Here is a 20571-nt window from a genome sequence, read left to right on the forward strand (position 1 = left end):
GGGCACGGAGGCACGACGGGGCACGCCCGCCGTGTCATGGAGAGTTACCCCCTTGTACGTCAGTCGGATACCTGGTAGGTGGCTGTGAGGGAGGCGGAGCCCAGCTGCTGGGTGAAGATCGCGAAGCGGGTGCCCACGTGCGGATCCGCCGGGTCTGCCTCCAACGACTCCACCGGCAGCGCGTGCACGGTGAACACGTAGCGGTGGGCGGGACCGGCCGGCGGGTTCGGGCCGTCGTAGCCCTGGCGACCGAAGTCGTTGGTGGCCTGCTTGAGGGAATCGTCCTCGCGGGCCACCCCGGCGGGCAGGGAGGTGGTGGTGGCCGGCAGGTCCCAGGCCACCCAGTGCCAGAAGCCCGAGCCGGTGGGGGCATCGGGGTCGTAGCAGGTCACGGCGAAGCTGCGGGTGCCCTCGGGGGCACCGGACCAGGAGAGGTCCGGGGAGACGGAGGAGCCGTCCTGCTCCGGTGCGAGGTGCTTCCCGGAGACGACGGAGCCGTCGGGGAGTGCGGACGAGGTCAGGGTGAAGGTGTTCTCGCTCATGATCCCCAGGGTAGGCAGGTGCCCCGGACGTGTCGAGGCAGGGGAGGTGAGGGCCTGCCTCGATACACTGACGCGCATGTCTGCCCAGAACTCCGTCCCCGCGTTCGTCCCCGTCGTGGTGGGCGGGGACATCGGTGCCTACTCCCTGGCCCGCGCCTTCCACGAGGCCTACGGCATCCGCTCCGTGGTGATCTCCCGCCTCGAGGGCTGGCACATCTCCCGGTCCGCACTGATCGAGAACGTGCGCTGCACGGACCCGTTCGATCCTGCCCAGCTCGCCCCCGTGCTGCAGTCCGTCGCTGCCGCCCGCCCCGGCGTGCGCCTGATGCTGCTGGGATCGGCCGACGCCACCGTGAAGGCGATCATCCGGGTGCGCGACGAGATGGACGTGCTGGATGAGCGCTGGGTGGTGCCCTACGTGGACCTGGCCACCTTCCGTGCCGCCACCGAGAAGCAGAACTTCACCGAGCTGTGCGAGCGCCTGGGCGTGGACCATCCCCGCACCCGCATCGTGGACCTTTCCGCCGAGGTGAGCGACGACCTCGACGTTCCGTTCGCGTACCCGGTGATCGCCAAGCCCGCCGAGGTCTCCGAGTGGAAGAAGGCTCAGTTCCCCGGCAAGCAGAAGGTGCACACCGTGGGCAGCCGCGAGGAGCTGCTGGCGCTGCTGCGCACCATCCGGGAGGCCGGTTACCGCGAGAGCATCATCGTCCAGGACCGCATCCCCGGCGACGACCAGAACATGCGGATCCTGACCTGCTACTGCGATGCCGCCTCACGCGTGCGTTTCGCCTCCTGGGGCCGCACCCTGCTGGAGGAGCACACCCCCGGTGCGATCGGGAACCCTGCAGCGATCATCACCGGGGTGAACGAGGAGATGGTGGCCCAGGCCCAGAAGCTCTGCAAGGAACTGGGCTGGGTGGGCTACGCCAACTTCGACCTCAAGTACGACCCCCGCGACGGTCGCACCAAGTTCTTCGAGCTGAACCCGCGCCTGGGCCGCTCCAATTACTACGTCACCGCCGGCGGCCACAACCCGGTGCGCTGGTACGTGGACGAGCACCTCGGTGGGGGACTGCCCGCGGTACCGGCCGGCGAGGCACCCGAGATCGTCCAGCACCAGGAGGAGACCCTCTACACGGTGGTGCCGGTGGCCCTGGTCAAGAAGTACACCACCCTGCCGGAGGCGAATGAGCAGCTGCGCCGGGTGCTGAAGTCCGGCCGGGTGCGCAACCCGCTGTTCTACCGCGGGGTGGAGAAGGACCCCAAGCGCCTGGGCTACTCCGTGGCCGCGATGGTGAACTACGTGCGCAAGTTCCGCCGGCACTACCACCCCGAGGCCCAGGCGTGACGCGGCCCGACGCCACGGGCGGGCAGCTGGACCCCGCCAGCTGGACGTCGCCCGTGGTGGGCGTGCTGGGCGGGCTGGGGCCCGCCGCGACCGCCGTGTTCCTGGACCTCCTGGTGCGGGCCACCGACGCCGGCACCGACCAGGAGCACCTGGACCTGCTGGTGTCCCAGCACTCCAGCACCCCCGACCGCACTGCCCGGATCCTGGATCCCACCGCCGCCGACCCCGGCCCGGTGATCGCCCGGGACGCCGTGATGCTGGAGCGCGCCGGTGCCCGATTGCTGGTTCTTCCGTGCAACACCGCCCACCACTTCGTCCAGGGTGTGCGCGAGGCCACCACCATCGACTTCGTGAGCATCGTGGAGGCGACCGCCGAGGTCGCTGCGCGCCGGGTCGCAGGCAGCGGCCGGCCGGTCGCGGTGTTCGCCACCGAGGGCAACATCCGTGCCGAGGTGTACCAGCACGCCCTCGCCGAGCACGGGGCGGAGGCCCTGGTGCCCGACCGAGGCCTCCAGGACCAGATCAACACGCTGATCTACGAGCAGGTCAAGGCCAACCGGCCGGTGGACCGCGACCTCTTCGAACGCTGCATCCGCGCCGCCGGGGAGGCAGGGGCCGGCACCGTGGTGCTGGGCTGCACCGAGCTGTCGGTGATCTACGACCAGCACGGCTTCCGTGGCGACGACCGCCTGGTGGACTCCCTCAGCGTCCTGGCCGAGCAGACCGTGCTGGCAGCCGGGAAGGGCCTCGCGCCCGCCTTCCGCTGAGCGGAGGACGGGGGCGCGGAGGACGCGTATCGGCAGGACTCAGAACCCGGTGGCCGAGGGCTTCGGGTAGTGCTTGCGGAACTTCCGCACGTGGTTCAGGCGCACCGCCTGGGCATAGCCCCTCATCCACAGGCCCTCGGCAGGGTAGTCCCAGGGGTTCACGGTGCGACGGCGCGCCACCTCGCGCAGCTGTGCGCGCTGGGCCGGGTCCAGCACGTAGCGGCGCAGGAGCCAGGTGGGAACGATCGAGTAGAGGATCGAGGGCAGGCCCACCACCGGCGTCGGGGTGCGGCCGTGGATCGCGTCCTCCACCATGAAGCGGGCCACGTTGGCCCCGGCCCCGGTGACGTAGTAGTTGTTCCGGCCGATCCGCGGGTTGATCTCCAGGAAGCGCTGCGAGCGGTCCCTCGGGTCCTCCTTGATGTCCACGTTGGCGAAGCCCACATAGCCGGTGGCATCCAGCAGGATGCGGGCCTGCTCGAGCTGCTCGGGGAAGTCCTTCGTGATCATCGCAGCGGGACGCCCCAGGGCCTCGGGGGTGTGCTCCTCCAGCAGCACGGTGGCACTGGCCAGCAGGGACACGGTGCCGCGGGCGTCCCGGTACGCGGTGATCGACCGCATGGCGGTGTCGTCACCCGGGATCAGCTCCTGCAGCACGAAGCGGTCGCGGAACCCTGACGTGTGCAGCCGGTCCAGCAGGTCCTTCAGCTCGGTGCGGTCCTGGAGGAAGTACACCTTCTTCTTGCCGGGCATGCGGATCTGGGCATGCGGGCCGCCGACGGCGGGCTTGGCCACCACCGGGAAGTCGAAGGGGAGCTCGCCCACGGTGGGCAGCTGCCCGGCGCGGAAGTCCACCACCACCGTCTCGGGGATCGAGATCCGGTGCTGCTGGCACAGTTCGGCGAAGCTCGCCTTGTCCGCCAGGAGGTTCACCGTGGGCAGGTCCGGCACCCGGATCAGGTAGTGCTCACCGAGCACCTCGGCATGGCGGGCGATGAACTCCACGTGGGCGTCGTTGTTGCACAGCAGCAGGGCGGGCCTGCCGGCGGGCCGGGCACCGGCGATCTCCAGCAGCGCCGCCAGTCGTCCCTCGTCGCCACCGGCCGAGGGCTCGTGGACGGTGCAGGTGATCGAGCGGTGCATGGGGGCCGGGGCATTGGCCGCCACCACGGTCGAGACCACCCCGTACTCCTCGTGGAACGCCCGGGTGAGGGCATAGATGCCCAGCCCGGAGCCGATCATGACGACATCGAAACCGGGGTCGGGGGTGTGCCCGGCAGAGGGACCGGTGCGACGGGGACGAGGCATGCGGAGGGGACGGACCATGGAGATCTCCTTGGCGCGCCCGGGAGCGCGCTCGTGACGAGGGGGCGACCGGGGCCGCCGTGACGGACAGGCGGGCTCCGGCCGCTGTTCAGCGTAGCGAAGCGGTGGGCGTGATCAGAGCCGGACACGCAGCCATGCGGCGGCGTCGGCGGGCAGCCGACCGTCCTGCACGGCGGACGAGGCCAGGAGCACCGGGGCAGGGCGGTCCCCACCTGCCGGGCCGGGAAGCGTGGACAGCTGAACGGGCTGCGCGGTGGTGTTGACCACCACGATCACCTCGCCGTGCTGCACCGCCAGCACGCCCTCGGGGACTCCGTCGACGAAGGTCACCTCGTCACCCGGGCGGTGGGCTCCCAGGCGCAGCTCACGGCGCAGGCGCAGCGCCTCGCGGTACAGCTCCAGGGTGGAACCGGCCACGCCTCGCTGACGGTCCGCGGCGAGCTCGCCGAACACTACCGGCTGCGGCAGCCAGCTGTTCCCGGTGGGGGAGAAGCCGTACGCGGGGGCATCGCCTTCCCAGGGGATCGGCACCCGGCACCCGTCGCGCCCCGGGACGCCGGCGCGCTTGTGGGCCGGGTCCTCGCGCAGCTCGTCGGGGATATCGGCCACCTCCGGCAGCCCCAGCTCCTCGCCCTGGTACAGGTAGGCCGAGCCCGGCAGGGCCAGCATGAGGAGGGTCGCTGCACGGGCGCGGGCCAGGCCCAGCTCGGCATCGGGGTGCTCATCGCGCGAGAGGCCCTCGCCGAAGCGGTGCTCCGGGCCGAAGCCGTAGCGGGTGGCGTGGCGGATCACATCATGGTTGGACAGCACCCAGGTGGTGGGGGCGCCCACCTCATCGGCCAGACGCAGGGGCTCCGCGATCGCGTGGCGGAACGCGTCCACGTCCCAGCGGGACTGCAGGTAGCCGAAGTTGAACACCTGGTGCATCTCGTCGGGACGCACGTACTTGGGCATCGAGGGCTCGGGGATCCAGGCCTCGCCCACCATCATCCGGTCCCCGGGGTACTCGTCCAGGATCGCGCGCCACTCGCGGTAGATGGCGTGCACACCGTCGTTGTCGAAGTAGACGGGCACCTCGCCCTGGGGGACCACCGCCATGCCCTCGGAGTCCACCGGCGAGTCGGGCAGACCCTCGGGCTTGACCATGCCGTGGGCGACGTCCACGCGGAAGCCGTCGGCCCCGCGGTCCAGCCAGAACCGCAGCACGCCGGCGAACAGCTCATGCACGGCAGGGTTCTCCCAGTTGAAGTCCGGCTGGGTGGTGTCGAACAGGTGCAGGTACCACTGTCCCGGGGTGCCGTCGGCCTCGGTGACGCGGGTCCAGGCATCGCCGTGGAAGATCGACTGCCAGTTGTTCGGGGGCAGCTCCCCGTCCTGCCCGCGGCCCTCGCGGAACATGTACATGTCCCGCTCAGGTGAGCCGGGGGCCGCCTCCAGTGCCTTCTGGAACAGGACGTGCTCGCTGGAGGAGTGGTTGGGGACGATGTCCACGATCACCTTCAGGCCCAGCTCATGGGCGCGGGCGATGAGCGCGTCGGCGTCGGCGAGGGTGCCGAAGCGGGGGTCCACGTCCTCGTAGTCGGCCACGTCGTAGCCGCCGTCGTTCTGCGGGGAGGTGTAGAAGGGGGACAGCCAGATCGCGTCGGCCCCCAGCTCGGCGATGTGCTCCAGGCGGGCGGTGATGCCGGGCAGGTCGCCCATGCCGTCGCCGTCGCTGTCGGCGAAGGAGCGGGGGTAGACCTGGTACACGACGGCGTCGCGCCACCACTGCTGGTGGGCGGCGTCCTGCGAGGGCGCGTCGGTCGTGGTCGAGTTCTGGGCGGTGCTGCTCAGGGCGGTGATGTTCATGGGGTCCTCCTGCGCGGGGCTCGGGGTGGGGAGTGTTGTCGGGGGGTGTCAGCTGCGGGGCAGCAGGGTGAGGGTGGCGCCGGGGCCGTCGGCGGCCAGCGTGATCGCAGGCCCGGTCCCCGGGCCGGGTCTCGCGGTGGTGGCTGCGGCACGGGCGGGGCCGACGGCGGCCAGCGGTGCGGGCTCGCCCACCGGTGGCAGGGACGCCACGTCGAGCTCGACGGGGTCGTGCGCGGCACGGGCCAGGTGCACCAGCACATCGCCATCGGGGTGCGTGCGGCTGAACACGAGGGCATCGGTCCCCATGTGCAGCCACTGCATGCCGCCGCGGCGCAGGGCCGCGTGGGTGCGGCGCAGGCCCAGCACTTCCCGCAGCACCGGCAGCACGGCCGCATCGATCTCCTGCTCGATCGCGGTGGTGGCCTCGAGGTCCTCGCCGCGATCCAGTCTCCCGATGGCCTCCCACGGCATGGGGGTGCGGGAGTGCTCCCCGGTCCGGCCCTGCAGCCCCAGCTCGTCACCGGCGAACACGGTGGGCACGCCCGGCAGGGAGGCCAGGGCCGCCAGCGCCACCAGGTGCGCCTCGCGGCTGCCCACCACGGTGCGGGTGCGGGGGGTGTCGTGGCTGGAGAGCTGGTTCTGGGAATGCAGCCGGGAGGGCCAGGGCAGGTGTGCGTTGTAGTCGCGCAGGGAGCGGGCCGCGGCGTGGCCGGGGATCCGGGGCGTGGTCATCGGCAGGCCCAGCCAGTTCAGCTCGGAGCCGGCCGGGGACAGCCACGCCCACAGGGGCCGGGTGAAGCCGGTGTAGTTCATGGTGCCGTGCCAGCCGTCGCCGGCCAGGTCACCGGAGGCGTCGTGCCCGTGCTCGGCCAGCAGCCAGGTGTCGATCCCGGTGCTGCCTCCCACCTCGCGCATGGTGGCGCGGATGGTGCGGGCCACCTCGTGGGTGAGGTCCTCGGCGCCGTTGCGACCGGTCATGTTGGCCACGTCGATGCGCCAGCCGTCCGCGAGGAACGGGGCGGCCAGGTAACGGCCGACGATGCTGCCGGGGCCCTCCAGCAGCCGCTTCCGCAGGTCGGGGGAGGAGTGCTCGAGGGAGGGCAGGGACGGCACCCCGATCCAGCAGCGGTACCGGTGGGGGTGCTCGGTGAAGGAGTAGAAGCCGGCCTCGACGCTGGTGGGATCGGCCTGCGCGGTGCAGAACCACTCGTGACCCGCGCCGGTGTGATTGGTGGTCAGGTCCAGCATCAACCGCATACCGCGCTCGTGCAGGGCCTCGGACAGGCGCACCAGGGCCTCGTCCCCGCCCAGCAGCGGGTCCACCCGGTCGAAGGTGCTCGCGTCGTAGCGGTGCGCGGATCCGGCGGGGAACACGGGGGTCAGGTACAGCACGTCGGCCCCGAGGGAGGCGATGTGGTCCAGGTGCTCGACCACCCCGTCCAGGTCCCCGCCGTACAGCTGCTCGCCGTTGACGAAGCCGTCCACCGACGGCGTCTCCTCCCAGACCATCGGCCGCGCCCATGAGGGGAGACCGATAGGGGCGTAGCGGCCCTGGTCGTCCACCGGCGCCTCGGAGGAGCGCGCGAAGCGGTCGGGGAACACCTGGTACACGATCGCGTCATCCACCCAGTCGGGGGCCGGCTCGTGGGTCACCAGGCGGAAATCGGTCGCGTCTCCCACGTCCCAGGGGACGATCCCGGCGGCGGTGAGCCAGGCGTAGCCGGGGACGTCATGCTCGCCCGAGCCTGCCGCATCCTCCCCGATCAGGCAGAAGCGGTACGGCTGGACGGGGTTGGCGACCTGGACGGAGGTGGTCCACCAGGTGCCGCCGGGCAGCTCGGGGCCGGGCTCCAGGGTGGCGGTGGAGATCTCCCCGTCCACCAGGGTGCGCAGGGCCACGGTCCGCAGGGGCCAGGTGCGCGGCACCCACACCCGCAGCTCCACCGTGTCACCCAGTGACCGGGGCGGGTGCGGGACGAACAGGGGGCCTGAGTCGTGCTGCGGCTGCTGGTGCAGGGGCACGCCCGTGGGGTCGGCGGCAGTGGAGCTCATGGGGTCCTTCGTAGGGGAAAAGCAGCGACCGGCGGGTCGAGAGGATCTCGGCCCACCGGTCGCGGCGATGCGGTCGGTCAGCAGGTGCTGGTCGGTGACTCGATCAGCCCTTGACGGCGCCGGCGGTGGAGCCGCCCACGATGTAGCGCTGCAGGAACTGGTACAGGATGATCACCGGCACCATGATCATCACGGAGCCGGCCGCGAACACGCCCAGGTTGTTGGAGCGGTTCTCGGACAGCAGGCCGTACAGGCCCACCGCGAGGGTCTTGTTCTCGTCACTGGTCAGGAAGATCGAGCCCAGCAGGAACTCCGAGAGCACGCCCACCAGGGACAGCAGCAGGGTGGTGGCCAGGATCGGCACCAGCGCCGGCAGCAGGATCCTGGTGAACACCTGCCAGTGGTTGGCGCCGTCGATGATCGCGGCCTCGTCCAGCTCCTTCGGCACGGTGTCGAAGAAGCCCTTGATCAGCCACACCTGGCCCAGCGAGCCGCCCAGCAGGATGATCAGGTAGCCGGGCACGGAGTCCAGGCCCAGCACCGGGATCACCTTGCCGAGGTCCGAGATCATCGTGTAGATCGCGATCATGGCCAGGATCGAGGGGAACATCATCACCAGCAGCAGCGACAGCAGGCCGAGGCGACGCCCGGCGAAGCGGAAGCGGCTGAAGGCGTAGGCGGCCATCACCGAGAGGAACACCTGCACGAACGCCACGGTGAAGCACACGATGATGGTGTTGAGGTACCAGCGCAGGAACGGCCCGCGCTCGCCGGTCAGCAGCGAGGTGTAGTGCCGCAGGCTGAACTCGGTGGGGATCAGGCTGGTGGCCGCCACCGTACCGGTGGGGTTCAGCGAGGCCGAGATGACGAACAGGATGGGGAACACCGCGAAGATCACCGCGAGGATGCCGACGATGTGACGCCAGCCGATCTCCGCGAACCAGCGGCCGAAGCTCATCCTGTGCTTGGGGGCCTGAGGAGCAGGAGTGCTCGACGTGGTCGAGGCAGCGGGTGCAGACATGGGGGCCATCTCCTCAGTTGACGTCTTCGAGAGCACGGGTGAAGCGGAACTGCACGGCCGCCAGGATGCCCGTCAGGACGAACAGCATCACGGACACGGCGGAGGCGAAGCCGAAGTCGGCTCCCGAGCCGCCGAAGGCGATGCGGTAGATCATCGAGATCAGGATGTCCGTGGAGCCGCGGGTGAACTCGCCCGGCTGGAAGGGACCGCCCTCGGTGAGCAGCTCGATCGCGTTGAAGTTGTTGAAGTTGAACGCGAAGGAGGCGACCAGCAGCGGGGCCACCGCCACCAGCAGCAGCGGCATCACCACCTTGACGGTGGCCTGGAAGCGGCTGGCACCGTCGATCTTGGCGGCCTCCAGCACGTCCCCGGGGATCGACTGCAGAGCACCGGTGGAGATGATGAACATGTAGGGGAAGCCCATCCACAGGTTCGTCAGCAGCACCGCCACCTTGGCCAGAGTGGGATCGCCGAACCAGTTGAGGTCGAGGTTCAGCATCTCGTTGATCAGGCCGAAGTCGCGGTTGTAGAAGTTCGACCACACCAGCAGGGCGATGAAGCCCGGCACGGCGTACGGCATCAGCAGGATCGAGCGGTACAGCCGGCGGCCCTTGAGCCGCTCGTCGTTGAGGATCAGTGCCAGGGCGAAGCCCAGGATGAAGGTGGACAGCACCGAACCGGCGGCGAACACCAGGGTCCAGGTGAAGGCACCCAGGAACTGCGAGGCGATGTTCGAGTCGGTGAACAGGCGCTCGTAGTTCTTCGTCCCCACGTTCTGAAGCCAGGACTGGGAGAGCCTCTGCCCTTCCTCGTTCACGAAGTACTCGGTGTCATCGATCTTCTGGACCGAGTACTCGGTGCCGGAAGCGGTGTCGACGATGACGTCGCGCTCCTCGTCGTACTGCAGCACCGTGGTGCCCACAAAGGCCTGGTTCACGCTCAGGGGACGGATCGCGGAGGTGTCGTCCACCGGCACCGCGAGCTGCTGCAGCTCGTTGTACACGGCGTTGACCTCGCGCATGTCCAGCACCTCGCCCTGCGGCACCTCGGTGACGCGGCCGTCGGCCACGGTGACGTCGGAGGCGTCGACCTGCTCCAGCGGCTGCTCCGCGCTGCCGCGGAACACGTCACCGGTCTCGGGGTCCAGCAGCCACAGCTCGAAGGGCCCCTCGGTGGGGGATCCCATCGTCGCGACCGTCATGTTGTAGCGCGGGGCGTCGGCCGTCTGCTGCACGGAGTTGGAGACGATCGAGTTGATCGCCTGCTCCTTGGTGCCGCGGGTGCCGTCGCCGAAGTTGGTGAAGGAGTACCCCACCGTGAGGATGATCGGGGTGATCAGGAAGACCACCAGGAAGAACGTGCCGGGGAAGATGTACTTGCCGGGGATGAACCGCTTGGTGGAGTACAGCACGAAGATCGCGATCGCAGAGCCGATCAGGATGATCAGCCACATCCACAGCTGCTGTGCGATCAGGAGCGGAGCGAAGAAGACGACGAGGGCCAGGACCACGCCGAGGAAGAGGACGCGGCCCAGGACGGAGGTGATCGTGGTGGTCCCGCGCGTCTGCGCAGCAGCGGGGGACGAGGTGGAGGTCATGGCGACGATGCCTTTCGGAAACCCTTAGGAGGAAGGCGACGGGGGCGCGGCGGCTGGGCCGCCGCGCCCCCGTCGAGGGGATCAGCCGATCTGCCTGGCGATCTCCTCACCGGCGGCCTGCATGGTGGAGGCCGGGTCGGCACCACCGACGATGTTGGCCTGGGCCTGGCCCAGCGGGCCCCAGATGGCGGCCATCTGCGGGATCGACGGCATGGGCTCGGCCAGCTCGGCGAACTCGGCGATCTTCACCATGTCGGGGAACTCGCCGGAGAGCTTCTCCTGCAGCTCCAGGTTGACCGGGGGCAGGTTGTTGGACTGGAACATCTGCTCGGCGATCTCCGCGTTGGAGGCGACCTCACCGACGAAGGTCTGCGCGAAGCCGGTGTTCTGACCGTTGGATGCCACGTAGAAGGCGTTCACACCGGCGAAGGGCTTGGCGGGCTCCATGCCCTCGAAGCCCGGCACCGCACTCATGGTGAAGTCGATGCCGGCGGTGTTGATGTCGCCGAGCGCCCACGGGCCGGAGATCAGGTAGGCCGCCTTGCCGTCGGTGAACAGGGAGATGGCGTTGTCACCGGTGATGGAGGTGCGCAGCACGCCGTCGGCGCCCAGGGCGCCGATCTTCTCGCCGGCCGCGATGGAGCCCTCCTTGCCCACTCCCAGATCCGTCGGGTCCTGGTTGCCCTCGGCGTCGGTGCCGAACAGGTAGCCGCCGCCGGAGGTGTACAGGGGCTGCATGTGGTAGGCATCGCCCTGTTCGCCCACGGGCAGGGACAGCACGACCTCGGCGCCACCGGCCTTGGCCGCCTCCACCAGCTCCTCGATGGAGCCGGGCTCCGGCACATCGGTGAGCGCGTTGTTCGCGTAGAGGACCAGGGTCTCCACGGCGTAGGGGACGCCGTAGGTCTGGCCGTCGTAGGTCACGGCCTGAAGGCCGATCGGGGCCAGCTTGTCGGCGGCGTCACCGGGCAGCTGCACCGGGGAGATGGCGCCGTTCTGCACCAGGTTGCCGATCCAGTCGTGCGCACCAAGCACGATGTCCGGGCCGTTGCCGGCCTGGTTGGCGGTGACGTAGTTGGTCTGGAGGTCGTTGGCGACGGTCTGCACCTCGACGGTGATGCCCTGGGCATCGGCCCAGGTCTTGGCGGGCTCCTGCAGGGACTTGGCCTTGAGCTCGTCGGCCCAGATCACCAGGTCGGCGTTGCCGCGGGCCGGGACGCCCTCGGCGGTCTCGCCGCCGCCGTCCGACGCGCCGCCGGCATCCGACGCACCGCCCCCGGTGCCGCCGTCGGTGTCGGAGTCGCCACCGCAGGCGGCGAGCAGGGTCACGGATGCGGCGACGCCGCTGAGGGCCAGGAAGTTCTTACGACGGATCTGCACGTCTTCTCCTTTGAATCGTGGTCGGATGTCGACCGTTCAGGCGCTGACCGGTTGCTATGGGCTGACCTGTTGATACTGACTGTAGAACGAACCTGCCCGTCCGTGCAAGAATACGCAAGAACTTGCAGATCTCGATTCGGACACAGGCGCAGCAGCCTGCTGACCTGGGAGGATGAGTGTGAAGGCGCGACTCATCGACATCGCCCGCACCGCCGGGGTGAGCGAGGCCACTGTGTCCCGCGTGCTCAACGGCCGTGCAGGAGTCAACGAATCCACACGTAGCACGGTGCTCGAGGCCGCCCGACAGCTCGGGCGGGACGTCGGTCCCGATGTGACGCAATCGGGCACCCTGGTAGGCGTACTGGTCCCCGATCTGGAGAACCAGGTGTTCGCCGCCTGGGTGGAGCGCATCGAGGCCGAGCTGTTCCAGCGCGGCGCCTCCGCCCTGGTGGCCCTTCGCGCCCGCACCGTGGAGCGCGAGCGCGAAGCGTTCCAGCGCTTCCTGCACGCCGGTGTGACAGGCGTGATCGTGGTCTCCGGCTTCCACGCCCAGGAGTCCGGCCCGGTGGACCAGTACCGCGAGATCACCGCGAGCGGGACACCGCTGGTGCTGATCAACGGGGTCCGCGACGACGTGGACGCCTCCTTCCTCACCTCCGACGACGAGCATGCGACGCGGGCGGTCCTCACCCACCTGCACGACCTGGGACACGAGAAGGTGGGCCTGGCGGTCGGGGACGAGCACACCTGGCCAGTGCGAGAGAAGCTGCGGGTGTTCGAGGAGGCCGCCGTGGAGCACACCGGTCACGAGCACCCCGTGGCCTTCACCGACTTCTCCTATGCCGGCGGCTACGAGGCCAGCCGCGACCTGGTGGCCCGCGGGGCCACCGCGATCGTGTGCGGGTCCGACGTGATGGCGGCCGGCGCACTCGAGGGGGTGCGCTCCCTCGGGCTCTCGGTTCCCGGTGATGTGTCCGTGGTGGGCTATGACGACGTGTTCTGGGCCTCGCTGACGAACCCGCCGCTGACCACCGTGCGCCAGGCCGTCCCGCAGATGGCCCGCGCCGCCGTGAGCGCCGCACTCTCCGGAGGGGAGCAGTCCCGCCGTCCCGCCCGCACCGAGGTGGTGGTGCGGCCGCAGCTGGTGGTGCGCGGGTCCACCGCGGCCGCGCCTGCCGCTAGCATGAAACGGTGACCGAGCCCAACATCTCCCGCAGCAGCTACGACACCGCCTACGCCCGCAGCCAGGCCCTCCAGCAGAAGATCGCCACCGATCCCTCGGGTCTGCGCATGCTCACCGGTGACCGTCCCACCGGTGCCCTGCACATCGGGCACTACTTCGGATCGCTGCGCAACCGCGTGCGCCTGCAGGACGCCGGTGTGGAGACCTGGGTGCTGGTGGCGGACTACCAGGTGATCACCGACCGCGACGTGATCGGTGACATCCGCGGCAGCGCCCAGGAGCTGCTGACCGACTACCTCGCCGTGGGCATCGACCCGGCACGGGCCACGATCTTCACGCACTCCGCGGTGCCGGCCCTGAACCAGCTGCTGCTGCCGTTCCTCTCGCTGGTCACCCAGCCCGAGCTGGAGCGCAACCCCACAGTGAAGGCAGAGCTGCAGGCCGCCGGGAAGTCTGCCATGGGCGGGCTGCTGCTCACCTACCCGGTGCACCAGGCGGCCGACATCCTGTTCTGCCACGGCAACGTGGTGCCGGTGGGCAAGGACCAGCTGCCCCACATCGAGCAGACCCGCGTGATCGCCCGCCGCTTCAACGAGCGCTACGCCGCTGGCGAGACCGTGTTCCGCGAGCCCGATGCGCTGCTGTCCGAGGCACCCACCATCCTGGGCCTGGACGGCGGCGCGAAGATGAGCAAGTCGCTGGGCAACACCGTGATGTTGCGGATGACCGCCGAGGAGACCGCCAAGCGGATCAAGAAGGCCAAGACCGACTCGGATCGCCAGATCACCTTCGACCCGGAGGCGCGGCCCGAGGTGGCGAACCTGCTCACCATCGCCGCCCTGAGCTCCGGTCGCAGCCCGCAGGAGATCGCCGAGGAGATCGGCGACAAGGGTGCCGGCACCCTCAAGGTGATGACCGCGGAGGCACTGAACGAGCACCTGGCCCCGATCCGCGAGCGTCGCGCCGAGCTGGAGAAGGACCCGGCCCAGCTGTTCGCGATCCTGCGCGAGGGCAATGAGCGGGCCAATGACGTCGCGAACCAGACCCTGGCCAAGGTGCGCGAGGTCATGGGGATGGTCTACTGACCGGTCAAGGTCTGGGGCCCGCCATCTGCGTGGGCCCGGCCTGGTGTCAGAACCGGCTCGAGCTGCCTGCTCCGGAGAAGCTCGCGGAGCTGTAGCCGGAAGTGCTGCCGCCGCTGCTGGACGGATTGCGGTGGGACTCCAGCTCCCCGGGAGCCTCGCTCTGCCAGGTGTTCAGCCACAGCACCGGGCTGATGTGCCAGAACACGTCACCGCCAGGGGCACCGGCGGAGCCGTACGCACCGTCGGCGACCAGTCGCTGGTGGCGGCGCGCCCGCAGCGTCCGGTCGTACTCCTCCTCATCCTCGACGTACACGCTCGTATCGCGCAGCAGCTCCGCCTCGCCCTCGCTCTCCGCCATGCGGGAGATGCCCAGTTCACGCACCGCCATCGCGCGTTCGGAGAGCTCGGCGGTCAGTGAGTCCAGCCCCTCCAGGGCGGTATCCGGGGTGATCTCGTCCTGCTCGAGCTGCCGCGTGAGGCGGTTCATCTTCGCCTCAGTGCGGTCGCACTGCTCACGCAGGGCGTCCACGGCCTCCTGCTCCTCGGGTGATCGCTCGGAGGGATCGCTCTCGCTGCGCATCAGGGCACCCTCCACGGCCTCCAGCGAGTCGCGCAGGGGTGCCTGCTCCCGCTCCCAGGCGCTGCGCCAGTCGCCGATCCGGTGCAGCAGGTTGAATATTCGCCTCGCTGGGGTCCGCTGATCGAGGGTTCGGGTGCCACGTCGCTGCCGTAGCGGTGGCGTCGTTCGGGACCACCAGTGGTGTCGTTGGGGCCGCTCTGTCTACGCTCCTTCCGCCGTGTGTATAGGGCACGCGGCGGAAGGAGCAATCTGGAATGGTACGGAAGATCAGGGCGAAGCTGGTGCTCCAGCTGCGCGCAGAAGGTCTGTCGGGGCGAGCGATTTCGTCCTCGCAGGGCATGTCCCGCAAGTCCGTGAGGGCGGTGTTCGAGGCCGCTGACGCTGCAGGGATCGGGTGGGGCGATATCGCGGACGTCGCCGATGAGCAGGTGTATGCCCGGTTGTTCCCGGGCCGGGGCGAGCACGAGAGCGTGTTCGCACAGCCGGACTGGGAACAGGTCCATCGAGAGATGGCCAGGGTCGGCGTGACGCTGAAGCTGTTGCACGGCGAGTACTTCGACGCGACCACGGCGGCTGGGGATCCGGCGATGGGGTATGACCGGTTTTGCCGCACCTACCAGCACCACGTCATGGTCACCGGTGCCGCTTCGAGAGTCGGTCACAAGGCCGGCCAGAGCGTGGAGGTCGACTGGTCCGGCCCCACGATGGAGCTGGCCGATCCGGTCACCGGCGAGGTCTCGAAGGTGTTCTTGTTCGTTGCCTGCCTGCCTTTTTCTCGTTACGCGTTCTGCTTCCCGGCGCTGGATATGCGCCAGGAGTCCTGGCTGCGAGCGCACGTAGCGATGTTCGAGGCGCTGGGCGGGACGGTCCCGAGGATCGTTCCGGACAACCTCAAGACCGGTGTGGTGAAGCACCCCCGCGAGGGCGAGATCGTCCTGAACGATGCGTATCGCGAGATGGCAGCGCATTACTCGGCGGCGGTGCTCCCGGGGAGGGTGCGGAAACCGAAAGACAAGGCGAGCGTGGAGAACACCGTCGCGCACGTCGCGACCTGGGTCATCGCCGGGCTGCGGGATCAGCGATTCACGTCCCTGCCCGAACTTGCAGCCGCCATCGGGCAGCGGATGGAGGCCTATAACGCGGAGCCGTTCCAGAAGCGGCCCGGATCCCGCGCCAGCGTGTTCGACGCGGAGGAGCGGCCGCTGCTGACGCCGCTGCCGGCGGTGCCCTACGAGATCTCGACATGGCACTACGGACGACGAGTGGGCAGGAACGGGCACGTCACGTTCGCGCGGAACTTCTACTCCGCGCCGTTCGCGCACATCGGCGCGAAGGTCGATCTGCGCATCACGGCCCGGACGCTGGAGATCTATCAGGGCAGCCAGCGACTGACCAGTCACCTGCTGCTCCCGGAGACCGCGAGCAATGAGTACCGCACCAACGACGCGGACCTACCTGCGGGCGAGCGTTTCCAGGCCTGGGACGCGCAGAGGGTGCGGGCGTGGGCAGATCGGGTCGGGCCGGCCACGGTGATCGTGATCCAGCGGATCTTCGAGTCCGTGCCGATCGTGGAACAGGGCCTGGATCCCGCGTTGGCGGTGCTACGGCTCTCTCGCCGCTTCTCCGTAGATCGGGTCGAGGCGGCCTGCGCACTCGCGCTGACGGGACGGGTCCGTTCACCGCGCTATGCGCATCTGCACCCGATCTTGGCCACCGGGCAGGACAAGGTCGCCGCCCTGCGTCCACCCCGCGAGGAACCCGCGGAAGACGGCGGATACGTCCGTGGCGCCGACTACTACGCCGGAGGTGTCCGGTGAGCGTGATCGATAACGACACGAAGCGGAAGCTGCGCGAGATGGGCGCGACCGCGCTGCTGGACGCGATCGATGCCCAGGATGAGGCTCACGTGCTGGGGATGTCGTTCCAGGAACGGCTCCAGCTGATCGTGGACGAGGCGCATTCCATCTTCAATCATGGAAAGGTCGAGGGTCTGATCCGCCGGGCGGGGCTGCGTTATCCCGGAGCGGACCTGCGGCGGCTGGATCTGGTCGAGGAACGGGGACTGAACCGGAACGTGATCGCGCAACTGGCAACCTGCTCCTTCATCCAGCGGCAACAGAACGTGGTCTTCCAGGGCTTCACCGGCTCAGGGAAGTCCTACCTCGGCTGCGCGCTGGCGAAGCAGGCCTGCCAGCACCGGCTCCGAGCCCACTACATCCGAATGCCCGACCTCGAAGAGGCCTGGGCCCTGGCAAAGGACAAGCCGCAGGGCCAGACGAAGTTCCTGCGGAAGTACTCCACGTTCTCGCTGCTGGTGATCGACGAGTGGCTGCTGGACCATCCTGACGAGGGAATGCGTTCGATGCTGCTGGAACTGCTCGAGCGCCGCTATGACACCGGCTCGACCGTGTTCTGCACCCAGTACCCGAAGAAGGACTGGCACGCCCGGCTCGGTGGAGCAGTCCACGCCGATGCGATCATGGACCGCATCGTGCACAACACAATCTGGATCGACACCGGCGACAGGAACATGCGAGAACACACCGCACTGCCCCAGTGACCCGATGCCGGCGGGAGCCAGTGGTCCCCACCGCGGCGGCTACTGGCCCCCGTCGGCACGATCGGCGGTCCCCAAGAGCAAGATTCGGTGGCTCCCACGACTACGAATACTCAATCGGGTCGAGGCGGCCTGCGCACTCGCGCTGACGGGACGGGTCCGTTCACCGCGCTATGCGCATCTGCACCCGATCTTGGCCACCGGGCAGGACAAGGTCGCCGCCCTGCGTCCACCCCGCGAGGAACCCGCGGAAGACGGCGGATACGTCCGTGGCGCCGACTACTACGCCGGAGGTGTCCGGTGAGCGTGATCGATAACGACACGAAGCGGAAGCTGCGCGAGATGGGCGCGACCGCGCTGCTGGACGCGATCGATGCCCAGGATGAGGCTCACGTGCTGGGGATGTCGTTCCAGGAACGGCTCCAGCTGATCGTGGACGAGGCGCATTCCATCTTCAATCATGGAAAGGTCGAGGGTCTGATCCGCCGGGCGGGGCTGCGTTATCCCGGAGCGGACCTGCGGCGGCTGGATCTGGTCGAGGAACGGGGACTGAACCGGAACGTGATCGCGCAACTGGCAACCTGCTCCTTCATCCAGCGGCAACAGAACGTGGTCTTCCAGGGCTTCACCGGCTCAGGGAAGTCCTACCTCGGCTGCGCGCTGGCGAAGCAGGCCTGCCAGCACCGGCTCCGAGCCCACTACATCCGAATGCCCGACCTCGAAGAGGCCTGGGCCCTGGCAAAGGACAAGCCGCAGGGCCAGACGAAGTTCCTGCGGAAGTACTCCACGTTCTCGCTGCTGGTGATCGACGAGTGGCTGCTGGACCATCCTGACGAGGGAATGCGTTCGATGCTGCTGGAACTGCTCGAGCGCCGCTATGACACCGGCTCGACCGTGTTCTGCACCCAGTACCCGAAGAAGGACTGGCACGCCCGGCTCGGTGGAGCAGTCCACGCCGATGCGATCATGGACCGCATCGTGCACAACACAATCTGGATCGACACCGGCGACAGGAACATGCGAGAACACACCGCACTGCCCCAGTGACCCGATGCCGGCGGGAGCCAGTGGTCCCCACCGCGGCGGCTACTGGCCCCCGTCGGCACGATCGGCGGTCCCCAAGAGCAAGATTCGGTGGCTCCCACGACTACGAATACTCAGCAGGTCGTTGGCGGCGATGATGTCGTCGTCGATCGCATCGAGCCGCTCCACCTGGCGGGAGAAGTCCTTCGAGGCGCGCCGCTGGGGCCCGCGCAGGCCCCAGATCCACGGCAGGGGTGCGGGGATCTGCTGGTCGATCTGCTCGGCCTTCTCGATCCCTGTGAGGTAGCGCTGGTGCCGCTCCAGCACCGCCTCGGCGTAGGGGGAGTGGGCAGGAAGGGTGCGGGCAGCGGCTTCGGTCTGGGCGCGCTCGGCACGTACCCGGTCCCAGCCCGGTTGCGCGCTCGCCACCCGCGCCCGCGCATTGCGTCGCCCCACGATGATCCCGAGCACGGTCGCCCCAACCGCACCCAGCGCCGCCAGGGCACCACCGGCGGCCGCGGTGGTCTGCCACCACGGCTGGTTCAGCAGCTCGGCGTACTCCTCGGCGCCGGCCACCAGGGTGCCTTCCCAGTCTCCGTCGCGGGCCAGGTCGCGCATCTCGTCCTGCACGTTCTCGAAGCCGCCCGCGGATAGCTTCACGTCCTCACCGCCGTAGGTGCCCAGGATCCGGTTGGCAGGATCCAGAGCGATGATTACGCGGCCGTCGGCCCACTTGTCGCCGTCCATCCACTCGGGACGCTCCTGCTTGGCGTGAGCCAGCACGGCGTCGTTCAGCGCCGTGTCGCGCGAGGCGGGGATGTCCAGCACGGTGACGTCGATGACGAGCACGGCAAGGTCCACCTCGCGGCGGAAGTCCACCGCGGCCAGGCGCTCGGCCAGGGCCTCGTCGTCCACGGCGTCGGACCGGTCGTCGATCGTGACTTCGGCCGGCGGTACCGCCGCGGCCGGGGACGCGGTGAGCACCGCGAGGGCCGCGCAGCCGGTCACCGTCAGCAGTGCAGCGATCAGCAGCAGGGCGATCAGCGGCGCGGGGGAGCGATGGAGCCGGGACTCGACGGTGGCGCGGTCGTTCACGGTGCACAGGTAGGGCATGGATCCAGCGTAGGGATCCCGGCGGGCCTGCGCCTCCGACGTGAGTCGCAACCCGCCGGTCCGTTCGCACCCGCACTGTGCTCTTCGGGCGCCCTCGACGCCAGATCCGGGAGTCGTCCAGGAACAGAGAAAGGGCCCGTTATGATCGAGCGAAGCCCAGCTTTGAATCCGGGCCCCTGCACGGGCCCTACGAGGAGGAAACACCATGACCATCTACGAGAACGTCTCCGAGCTCGTCGGCCGCACCCCGCTGGTCAAGCTCAACCGCCTGGGGGACGAGGTCAAGGCCACCGTGGTGGCCAAGCTCGAGTTCTACAACCCCGCCAACTCCGTCAAGGACCGCATCGGCGTGGCCATGATCGACGCCGCCGAGGCCTCCGGTGAGCTGAAGCCCGGCGGCACCATCGTGGAGGCCACCAGCGGCAACACCGGCATCGCCCTGGCCATGATCGGCAGCTCCCGCGGCTACAAGGTCATCCTCACCATGCCCGAGTCCATGTCCAAGGAGCGGCGGGCCCTGCTGCGCGCCTTCGGTGCCGAGCTGGTGCTCACCGAGGCCCCCAAGGGCATGAAGGGCGCCGTGGAGAAGGCCCAGGAGATCGCCGCGGAGACCGGCGCCGTGCAGGTCAAGCAGTTCGACAACCCCGCCAATGCCGAGATCCACCGCCGCACCACCGCCGAGGAGATCTGGGCCGACACCGACGGCCAGGTCGACGCGGTCGTGGCCGGAATCGGCACCGGCGGCACCATCACCGGTGTGGGCCAGGTGCTCAAGGAGCGCAAGCCCGGGGTGAAGATGTTCGCCGTGGAGCCCGAGGAGTCCGCGATCCTCAACGGCGGCCAGCCCGGCCCCCACAAGATCCAGGGCATCGGTGCGAACTTCGTGCCCACCGTGCTGGACACCGAGGTCTATGACGAGGTCCTGGACATCGACGCCGAGACCTCGATGAACCGCGCCCGCGAGGTGGCCCGCAGCGAGGGCCTGCTGGTGGGCATCTCCTCCGGTGCCGCCATCGAGGCCGCCGCCCGCATCGGCGCCCGCGAGGACTTCGCCGGCAAGCTGATCGTGGTCGTCGTGCCCTCCTTCGGTGAGCGCTACCTCACCACCCCGCTCTACGCCGAGTACATGGACTGATCGCTCGATGC

General features: G+C 69.2%; 18 protein-coding genes. 9 read left to right on the forward strand and 9 right to left on the reverse strand.

Annotation, left to right across the window (positions count from 1 at the left end; all coding sequences use genetic code 11):
• Nucleotides 1-59: 59 nt before the first annotated feature.
• Nucleotides 60-542: a YbhB/YbcL family Raf kinase inhibitor-like protein gene (locus JOD52_RS04880; RefSeq protein WP_017822937.1), complete on the reverse strand. Its 483-nt coding sequence runs from the start codon at nucleotides 540-542 to the stop codon at nucleotides 60-62.
• Nucleotides 543-618: 76 nt separating this feature from the next.
• On the opposite strand from JOD52_RS04880, the gene JOD52_RS04885 reads away from it, so the two are divergent.
• Both JOD52_RS04885 and cuyB read left to right on the forward strand, forming a co-directional pair.
• Nucleotides 619-1893 carry a carboxylate--amine ligase gene (locus tag JOD52_RS04885; protein ID WP_204408940.1) on the forward strand — a complete coding sequence of 425 codons (1275 nt, stop codon included), beginning with the start codon at nucleotides 619-621 and terminating at the stop codon, nucleotides 1891-1893.
• On the forward strand, nucleotides 1890-2660 hold the full coding sequence (gene cuyB / locus JOD52_RS04890) for a cysteate racemase (protein WP_259886384.1): 771 nt from the start codon (nucleotides 1890-1892) through the stop codon (nucleotides 2658-2660). The genes JOD52_RS04885 and cuyB overlap by 4 nt, the downstream gene beginning before the upstream one ends.
• 39 nt (nucleotides 2661-2699) lie before the next feature.
• Here the strand turns inward: cuyB and JOD52_RS04895 are convergent, their stop codons facing one another.
• The 6 genes from JOD52_RS04895 to JOD52_RS04920 form a co-directional block, all read right to left on the reverse strand.
• Nucleotides 2700-3986 carry a carboxylate--amine ligase gene (locus JOD52_RS04895; protein WP_239551796.1) on the reverse strand — a complete coding sequence of 429 codons (1287 nt, stop codon included), beginning with the start codon at nucleotides 3984-3986 and terminating at the stop codon, nucleotides 2700-2702.
• A gap of 114 nt (nucleotides 3987-4100) precedes the next feature.
• Nucleotides 4101-5834 (reverse strand): glycoside hydrolase family 13 protein, encoded by a 1734-nt coding sequence (locus JOD52_RS04900; protein ID WP_239551797.1) that lies wholly within the window; start codon nucleotides 5832-5834, stop codon nucleotides 4101-4103.
• A 48-nt stretch (nucleotides 5835-5882) separates the two neighbouring features.
• The gene (locus tag JOD52_RS04905; protein ID WP_204408941.1) at nucleotides 5883-7886 is read right to left on the reverse strand and encodes a glycoside hydrolase family 13 protein; all 2004 of its coding nucleotides are present in this window, start codon (nucleotides 7884-7886) and stop codon (nucleotides 5883-5885) included.
• Between the two features lie 103 nt (nucleotides 7887-7989).
• Nucleotides 7990-8907, reverse strand: a complete 918-nt coding sequence (locus JOD52_RS04910) for a sugar ABC transporter permease (protein ID WP_204408942.1) — start codon at nucleotides 8905-8907, stop codon at nucleotides 7990-7992.
• 13 nt (nucleotides 8908-8920) lie between these two features.
• Nucleotides 8921-10504, reverse strand: coding sequence for an ABC transporter permease subunit (locus tag JOD52_RS04915; RefSeq protein WP_204408943.1), 1584 nt, complete (start codon nucleotides 10502-10504; stop codon nucleotides 8921-8923).
• An 81-nt stretch (nucleotides 10505-10585) separates the two neighbouring features.
• Complete coding sequence (locus JOD52_RS04920) at nucleotides 10586-11884, reverse strand: extracellular solute-binding protein (protein WP_204408944.1); 1299 nt, start codon at nucleotides 11882-11884, stop codon at nucleotides 10586-10588.
• A 172-nt stretch (nucleotides 11885-12056) separates the two neighbouring features.
• On the opposite strand from JOD52_RS04920, the gene JOD52_RS04925 reads away from it, so the two are divergent.
• Both JOD52_RS04925 and trpS read left to right on the forward strand, forming a co-directional pair.
• Nucleotides 12057-13079, forward strand: a complete 1023-nt coding sequence (locus tag JOD52_RS04925) for a LacI family DNA-binding transcriptional regulator (RefSeq protein ID WP_204408945.1) — start codon at nucleotides 12057-12059, stop codon at nucleotides 13077-13079.
• Entirely contained in the window at nucleotides 13076-14152 is a 1077-nt protein-coding gene (trpS, locus tag JOD52_RS04930) for a tryptophan--tRNA ligase (protein ID WP_204408946.1), read from the forward strand. The genes JOD52_RS04925 and trpS overlap by 4 nt, the downstream gene beginning before the upstream one ends.
• A gap of 46 nt (nucleotides 14153-14198) precedes the next feature.
• Here the strand turns inward: trpS and JOD52_RS04935 are convergent, their stop codons facing one another.
• Nucleotides 14199-14831, reverse strand: a complete 633-nt coding sequence (locus tag JOD52_RS04935; protein WP_204411513.1) for a DUF5129 domain-containing protein — start codon at nucleotides 14829-14831, stop codon at nucleotides 14199-14201.
• Nucleotides 14832-14986: 155 nt separating this feature from the next.
• Here JOD52_RS04935 and istA point away from each other — a divergent pair, with 155 nt between their 5' ends.
• From istA to JOD52_RS04955, 4 genes are read left to right on the forward strand one after another with little or no spacing between them, the layout of a single operon-like run.
• Nucleotides 14987-16549, forward strand: a complete 1563-nt coding sequence (gene istA, locus JOD52_RS04940; protein WP_204408388.1) for an IS21 family transposase — start codon at nucleotides 14987-14989, stop codon at nucleotides 16547-16549.
• Entirely contained in the window at nucleotides 16546-17292 is a 747-nt protein-coding gene (locus tag JOD52_RS04945) for an ATP-binding protein (protein WP_338124028.1), read from the forward strand. Before istA ends, JOD52_RS04945 begins: the two co-directional genes overlap by 4 nt.
• 4 nt (nucleotides 17293-17296) lie before the next feature.
• A complete protein-coding gene (locus tag JOD52_RS04950; RefSeq protein ID WP_204408406.1) occupies nucleotides 17297-17593 on the forward strand; it encodes a hypothetical protein in 297 nt (98 codons plus the stop codon).
• On the forward strand, nucleotides 17590-18336 hold the full coding sequence (locus tag JOD52_RS04955; RefSeq protein WP_338124028.1) for an ATP-binding protein: 747 nt from the start codon (nucleotides 17590-17592) through the stop codon (nucleotides 18334-18336). Before JOD52_RS04950 ends, JOD52_RS04955 begins: the two co-directional genes overlap by 4 nt.
• A gap of 39 nt (nucleotides 18337-18375) precedes the next feature.
• Here JOD52_RS04955 and JOD52_RS04960 read toward each other — a convergent pair whose 3' ends face one another.
• Nucleotides 18376-19425, reverse strand: coding sequence for a DUF5129 domain-containing protein (locus JOD52_RS04960; protein WP_204408947.1), 1050 nt, complete (start codon nucleotides 19423-19425; stop codon nucleotides 18376-18378).
• Between the two features lie 205 nt (nucleotides 19426-19630).
• On the opposite strand from JOD52_RS04960, the gene cysK reads away from it, so the two are divergent.
• Nucleotides 19631-20560, forward strand: a complete 930-nt coding sequence (gene cysK / locus JOD52_RS04965) for a cysteine synthase A (protein ID WP_204408948.1) — start codon at nucleotides 19631-19633, stop codon at nucleotides 20558-20560.
• Nucleotides 20561-20571: the final 11 nt, after the last annotated feature.

It is taken from the genome of Brachybacterium muris, from assembly GCF_016907455.1.
Classification (GTDB): domain Bacteria; phylum Actinomycetota; class Actinomycetes; order Actinomycetales; family Dermabacteraceae; genus Brachybacterium; species Brachybacterium muris.